Here is a 7,143-nt window from a genome sequence, read left to right on the forward strand (position 1 = left end):
TAGAAGATAATCCAAAGCTTCCACCTGACTGCCAGTGGGCGATAGGCAAAACATCATATATATCGGTAAAAGATATTGAAGAGATGCCTGATGTCATAAAAGCAAACACCATTGAAGAGCTTGCTAGTAAGCTCTACCCTGATAACAAAAAGGCGCAAACACAGTTTTTGGCGACCATAAAACGATACAACGAGCTATGCGACAAAGGCCATGATGATGACTTTGGCAAGACCGCTAAGAGGATGTTTCCAGTCCGCCATGCGCCGTTTTATGCTGGCAAAATGGGAGTAGGTGCGAGCCTGGTCGTCATGGGCGGCTTCACCGTAGAGCCAAGCACTGCAAATGTGCTAGATACCGACTATAACGAAATTTCAGGACTTTACGCCTGCGGTAACGTTATGGGCGGACGCTTTTTGGGAGATTATCCAGTAGTTTTAGCCGGCACTAGCCACGGAACATGCCTATGCTACGGACGCTTAGCAGGCTATCAGGCTGCGGCAAACGCAAAAGGAGTACAAGCATGAGCAATAGAAAAAAATATACGATAATAGGACTAATAGTAGCCGCTATCGTGGGCTTTATAGCTTTTCATCAGATAGAAGCAGCTAGCCACAAGGCTGAATTTTGTATCTTGTGTCACAACATGCAACCAGAATACGACTCTTATACAAAAGGAAATTTGCTAGCTAAAAAGCATAAAGATGCAAATGTAACATGCCACGACTGCCACACTCCAACTATAGGTGAGCAGCTAAATGAGGTCAGGATGTATGCAACTGGCGACTTTGAGACACCAACAAAACAAAGAGGCTTTACTAACGAGCAGTGCACCAGCTGTCACAAGATAGCTGATATCAGGAAAAAGACCGCACACTACGGCCTATCTAACCCACATGAAGGCACTCACAATAAAGACAATGAAATGTTGCAGTGCCAGTCATGCCATGCCGTGCATCATCCGCAAAAATTAAATACTTGTATGTCTTGTCACCCGATAGACTGGAAAGTAGATAGTAGCTGGAAGATGTATCCGCCTAGCGAAAAATAATCTCTAATCCGCCTCGCTCGGGGCGGATTGGTCTCTTTTTACAAAACACCAGATGCCCTTGGTTTAAGTTTTAATTCGTATCACCATAAAAGTTCCATACAAGCAATAATTATTGTTATACAAAATATTATTTATATAAAAACTAATTTCAGAATCTTGTGTTTATTTAAATAACTATAAATTTATTTTCTTGTTTATATGATAGCTACCGAGTTTTAGCTCTATAGTGCTAAAACTTATTTAGCACTATCTTAGGCGATAGTGCAATAAGGTCTTAGCCAGACGGGCAAATAGCCTAACGGCTATTATAGAAATCAGCATAATTTTTATAAAATTAAACGGCTGATTTTTATAGTAATCGGCATAATAATATTAAATCAAGGCTCAAGATAAGTTAAGCGGATTCTCTCTTATCATCTTTAGTAAAATATGATAGAATGTTTTTGTATCTTTACTGTTATTATATCTAAACTCTACTTCACTTCGCTCGTAGCTGCATGCAGAACACACTCTTTAAGATGAAGCAAGAAATTCTCTTTTTTAATCCCTTTAAATTTAGATAATCTATGTTTAGCATATCCCCAGAAATTCTCAATGCCGTTTATATGATTTTTACCATTAGCTTCTTGTAAAGTAGCAAGCGCAGCGTAGCTAAAATTCATTCTTAGAATGCTTTACTCTATAATGAGCTAAAGCTGCATAATCTACTAATCCATCATAAGCTTTCCAACAATCAGAGTATATAGTAGAGCTATCAAGCTCGCTATATTTGGGTAGTATGGGTATTAACTCGCTAGCCGAGCAGTTTTTAACTATTTGGGTATAGACTTTGCCGTCTCTTTTAAGCATACCGTTCTGCTCGCAGTAACGAGCGAAGCGAAGTTAAATACCGGAGTTTTATTTGCTGCTCCTCTACCTCTCTTACCTCTTATTCTTTTAGCTCCGAAGTAGCTTTCGTCAATCTCAAAGCAAAGCTTCTAGGCGAGCTTGCGAGCTGGAATTTTCACCGCTAAATTTGCTTATCTTTTCACACTCTTTAGACATAAGAATTCTTATTTCTCTAAAGATTTTACATAGGGTTGCTTCTGAAATTTTAGTTAAATTCGATATCTTTGATGCTTCTATATCCTCTGCGAAGTACTTTAGAATTTCTCTAAATTTCTTCTCTGAAATTCGGGAACGGACTATATACTTATTTTTCATCGACAGGATCATAGTTAAAAACTCCTTTGAAAGTTTTTAACTTATCTTGAACCTAAATCAAAAATGGTCTATTTATTTTTAATTTAATATTATTGTTATATTTGACGCACGGATAATTGGTAGAAAATGCGAAATTTTATTGAGAGGTGAGCAACGAAAGCAAATAATTTTTTAAAAAACTCCGTTTAAAAACCAGGTTGACACGTTTACTCGGTAGATAAATAGCTCCTTGGTATCGCTTTGCATCTTGCCGTCCGCGCTAAATTTAGCATCCAGATATTCGCGAATTTCATCTGTCTTGCTCATTGTGCCTCTCTATTTTTGGGATATGGGCTAAAATTTGAAAAATACGACTGCCGTCTCAAAAACACATAACAAGCCATATTTTTATTCGCCGTAACCGATATTAACAACCTTATCAAAAATAAATTTAAGCTCCTCTTGGTGCGTAATCATGAGTACGCCAAGGCGCGGAAAGTCGCGCTTGAGATTAGCAAGGAGCTCTTTTGCCAGCGCGCTATCAAGTGCCGATGTCGCCTCGTCAAGCAATAAAAACGCAGGCTGCGCGAAATAAACCCTCGCAAATGCAAGCCTTTGCGCCTCGCCTCCGCTTAAAATCTTGCCCCAGTCTTTGATTTCGTCCAGCTCGGGGATAAATTTCTCTAGCCGCACTCGTCGTAAGATCCCCTCAAAATCGGTGTCTGCGCTTTGCAAGTCGCCAGGATACGCGATAAGCTGCCTTAGACTCATGCGCGCTAAAAACGGCTTTTGCGGTACGCTCATCGTTCCGCGCGGCGCGCAAACCTCGCCCGAGCCGTGATCCCAGATGCCCGCGATATACCTAAACACGCTGCTTTTACCAGTCCCGCTAGCTCCGCGCAGTAGCGTCCATTCGCCGCTTTTTACGTTTAAATTTAGCCCGCAGACCAGCCTTTCGCCGCTTGGGGTAAAAATTTGCAAATTTGAGCATTTTAACTCGTTTTGTTTGCAGCTCTCGTCAAATTTAACGCTTTTAAGTTTATCCTGTGTCAAATTTGCCGCCGTTACCCGGGCGAATTCGTTCACTCCGTCAAGGTTGCTGTTTTGTCCGCTAAATCTAGCGTCATATTTGACCTTAGAGTCTGCCGCCTGCGCGATCTCAACGAATTTATATATGCGCTCCACGCTTGCCGCCCACTCCATGATTTGTTTATAATAATCCATAAACCACGCAAAGCCGTCCTGCACGCTATAAAACGCCGAGCGCGCCCGCATCATATCGCCAAAGCTCATTGCCCGCGCGAAATAAAGTGGCAAACAGGCAAAAATCGGGATTAGATTTGTGATTTTTAAGTAGCTAGCCGAAAAGCACTCTAGGCGAAACTCGGTGTTCATTATGACGCGCCAGTTGCGCACTACCTCGTTAAAGCTCGCTCGAAAGCGCGATTTTTCAGCGCCTGCGCCATTCATCAGCGCGACGGCTTCGGCGTTTTCGCGAGTGATTAGCAGATTTGCGCGGTAGTCGGCCTCGACCTGCTGTTTTTCGTAGTTTAGGCGCTTTAGGCTATGGCCGATTAGGTGGGTGATTAGCGAGCTAATGATCGTATAGACGAGCGCGACGTAGACCAAAAAACCCTCCAGCGCAAACTCGCGTCCAAACGCGCTAAAATGCAAGACCTTTGACGCCTCCCAGAGGATAAACGTGAAAGCAAAAAGCTTGGAGAGGTTATAAACTAGGGATTTTACGAGATTTACGCTTTTATCGGCGAGCAGGAGGCTGTCCTCTGTGATACGCTGATCCGGATTATCAAAGCCCGCGGCTGAGGATAGACGATAGAAATTTGCGTTTTTTAGCCACAGATCTTCCATCTCTTCGCTTAGGCTCTCGCGCCACGAGATCACGAGTAGCTTTTTAAACCAGTTTCCGATCACGATAAAAAGCACGATAACGGCGGTGTAGACGAGAAATTCACCCACAAGCGAGAGCATGAGATCTTTTTCAAATTTTTCGATCGCGTCGTAAAATTTTTTGTCCCAAGCGTTCATTAGCGTCGCGACCTTGACGATGGCTAGGCTAGCTCCCAGTGTCACGGCCAGCATCACCCACGCCCCCAGCGAGCGCTTGCCCGTCCAAAACCAGCCCGCGATGATGAAAAACTTCTTTAAAATTTGCAAATTTAGCCTTTTTGTTTGTTTTTGTGCTCTACGGCGAGCGGTAAATTTACGTCCAGAAATTTTTATGCGGCGCAAATTTTAGCCTAAATTTGGCCTGCTCTGTTCAAATTTAAAGCGCGAAGCGGTATGTTTATTTACCGCTTCGAAAAAGCTGAAATTTACGCAAATTTGATCCCGCAAAGTTCTTTAATACGTATAGTTAAACGTCAGCGTGAAATTTCGCGGATCGCCGTAGAAGTTGTTCATGCCGGCGGTTCTGTTTTGCGTATTCATAAAATACTTTTTGTCGGTTATGTTTTTGACCGCGAGTCCGAGGCTGAAATTTTTGTTGAAAAAGTAGTTCACGCTGGCATCCCAAAGCGCATAGGCTTTTTGCACCGGCGCTACGTAGGCTACGTTTTGATAAAAGCCCGAAGTCGCGCTCTGCCATCTAACACCGGTGCCAAAGCTTAACTTTTGGCTGCTAGAAAACGGTATCTCGTAGCTGGTGTAAATTTTAAACAAGTGCTTAGGTACGTAGGATTTTGCGTTCGCGCCTTTGTCGTAGTTTACGTTTGTGGAGGTCTTTTTCTCGCTTTTCATATAGACGCTTTTGTTAAACGTATAGCCTGCAAAGAGATTCCATCTATCGGTCAAGGCGCCTGAAATTTCAAGGTCTAGACCGCGGCTTCGCACCTTGCCCTCGGCGATGCTGTTGGCGGTATTTAGCGGATCTTGGATGGCTCTGTTTTCTTGCACGACCTGAAATAGCGCGACTGCAGTGTTTAGCGCGCCGTCAAAGTACTCTGATTTTACGCCCGTTTCTACGTTGTAGCCAACGATCGGCTTTAGGATGTTTTTGTTCGCGTCCGTAGCGCTTTGAGGTTTAAAGATCTCTGCGTAGCTAACATACCAGCTGTGATTTTTAGCAAAATCCCAAGTCAGACCCGCATAAGGCGCGAAGTGATTTTTAGTTAGATCTAGCGTCTTTTTGCTTGTATGGTTTTTGAGGTCGTCCCATTTTTTGTCGTATTTTACGCTGGTAAATCTACCGCCTACTAGCAAGTGCCAGTCGTCCGTGAAGTTATATCTCGTGCCGATACCAAAGGCGCGCTGGTAAATTTTAGTCGTGTATAGATCATCATCCGTTATCGTGCTACCGTTCCAGTTGGGCTCGGCTATTGCGCCGCCGTTCCAGTTATATAGCCCTATACCCAGCGAGCTTAGGCTGGCGTTTGGCGCCCATTTGTCGTGGCGGGTAAATTTCTCGCGGGAGAGCGAGCCGTTTACGAAAAACTCGTGCTTACGCCCAAAAAGCTCGTATTTGCCGTCCGCGCCGATTTGCAAATTTACCTCGTCCGATTCGTTGTCGTATTTTCTAAATCTCACGTTGTGCGTCGGTCTTGCGATCGCGACGTTATATGGGTTCGTGCCGCCCATTGCACCAAATTTAAACATACCTTCGCTTTTAGTGTAGTTTAGTTTGGCGTAGATTTTCGTATCATCGCTAAGTTGATGCGAAAGCTCGGTAAAGGCGTTAAATTTCTCGTATTCGCTTTTATCCCAGTTTGAGCCAAAATAGCTTTTTCGGCTCAAATTTAAAAGATTACCGCTCGCGTCGCTAGCCGATACGCCGTAGATGTCGTAGACGCCAAGCGTCCTTTGCCAGATGAGGCCGGTAGTTAGCATCGTTTTATCCGTGAGATCAAACTCAAACGTACTGCCCAGCGCCTCTCGGTGACCGTTTTTGTGATTTTTAAACGAGCCTGTTTTGTTTAGGATTCCGATTAGCCTGCCGCGGATCGTGCCGTCTGTGTTTAGCGCGTCGGTTACGTCAAACGAGCCTCTGTAGTTGTTCCAGCTGCCCATACTTAGCCCTAGATTTATGCCAAGCTCGTCGCCGGGGCGCTTGCGGACTAGATTTACCGTGCCGCCGGGCTCGCCGTTACTCTGCGTCAGACCCGCCACGCCGCGAAGTACCTCCACGCGGTCATAAAACGCCATATCGGTATGCTCTTTGGACTGGCCGTAGAGCCCCTGCGCAGCAAGCGCGGTGGTGGACTGCATGCCGTCTTCTTGGATGTTATCGATGTTAAAGCCTCTAGACATCGGTAGATTCATGCCAAACCTGCTCGTAGTCGTAATGCCCGGCGCATAGCTTAGCGCCTTATCTACGTCGTTTAAATTTAGATCTTTAACGAGCTGATCGGGGATAATGGTGACGGTTTGCGGCGTTTCGCGGATAGTTAAATCAAGACCCGTCGCAGTGTTCATGTTTTGCGTCGTATATGAGCCCGTACCTTCGGTCGCCGAGATGTCTGTTTTGCCGTAGGCGGTCACCTCGCCGAGGTTTGCATCGACTGCGTAAAGCGAGCAAGCAAGGCACATAGACAGGCCTACAAATTTGCAGTGAGCGTTCAAAATTTTCTCCTTAATATTGATAAGGATTAGGCGAATTATATATAAAAAAATTTAAGAGAAAATAAAGAGCAAACAGGTGCTAAATCAGGCAAAACAGGGGTTAAATTTGAGCGGATAAATTTGGTATTTTAGATTAATTTTTTATGAAGTATAGTTAAATTTTGAGGAAAAGCGAAAGCAGATTCATACTAAATTCTAATCAAGTTTTTTATCTATCATTTTTTAAATTAGTTTTGGATGCTGGACCTTTTTAGGTATATCGCCTCAGCCCATCCCCATCACGACATCATGTCTTCTAAATACATCCTCTTTGATCTCAGGAGCCTTATCTTCAATAA

5 protein-coding genes and 1 pseudogene are annotated in these 7,143 nt (G+C 44.0%); 2 read left to right on the forward strand and 4 right to left on the reverse strand.

Annotated features, from left to right (window positions below):
* Positions 1–524: FAD-binding protein (locus Q0394_RS01870; protein WP_298945291.1), on the forward strand; the 524-nt coding region annotated here is incomplete at its 5' end.
* Positions 521–1,048 carry a cytochrome c3 family protein gene (locus Q0394_RS01875; RefSeq protein WP_298945292.1) on the forward strand — a complete coding sequence of 176 codons (528 nt, stop codon included), beginning with the start codon at positions 521–523 and terminating at the stop codon, positions 1,046–1,048. The genes Q0394_RS01870 and Q0394_RS01875, both read left to right, overlap by 4 nt.
* A 384-nt stretch (positions 1,049–1,432) precedes the next feature.
* Here the strand turns inward: Q0394_RS01875 and Q0394_RS01880 are convergent.
* The 4 genes and pseudogenes from Q0394_RS01880 to Q0394_RS01895 form a co-directional block, all read right to left on the reverse strand.
* Positions 1,433–2,263: pseudogene (locus Q0394_RS01880) on the reverse strand (IS1595 family transposase).
* 159 nt (positions 2,264–2,422) lie between these two features.
* Entirely contained in the window at positions 2,423–2,557 is a 135-nt protein-coding gene (locus Q0394_RS01885; RefSeq protein ID WP_298945293.1) for a hypothetical protein, read from the reverse strand.
* Positions 2,558–2,638: 81 nt separating this feature from the next.
* Entirely contained in the window at positions 2,639–4,405 is a 1,767-nt protein-coding gene (locus Q0394_RS01890) for an ABC transporter ATP-binding protein/permease (protein WP_298945294.1), read from the reverse strand.
* Positions 4,406–4,591: 186 nt separating this feature from the next.
* Entirely contained in the window at positions 4,592–6,805 is a 2,214-nt protein-coding gene (locus Q0394_RS01895; protein WP_298945295.1) for a TonB-dependent siderophore receptor, read from the reverse strand.
* Between the last annotated feature and the right edge of the window lie 338 nt (positions 6,806–7,143).

The organism is uncultured Campylobacter sp. (assembly GCF_938039205.1).
In the GTDB taxonomy this organism is placed as follows: domain Bacteria; phylum Campylobacterota; class Campylobacteria; order Campylobacterales; family Campylobacteraceae; genus Campylobacter_A.

Bases quoted from the DNA above. Each gene is read 5' to 3' on its own strand.
- Q0394_RS01875 (WP_298945292.1), top strand. From the start codon at position 521: ATGAGCAATAGAAAAAAATATACGATAATAGGACTAATAGTAGCCGCT.
- Q0394_RS01885 (WP_298945293.1), bottom strand. From the start codon at position 2,557: ATGAGCAAGACAGATGAAATTCGCGAATATCTGGATGCTAAATTTAGC.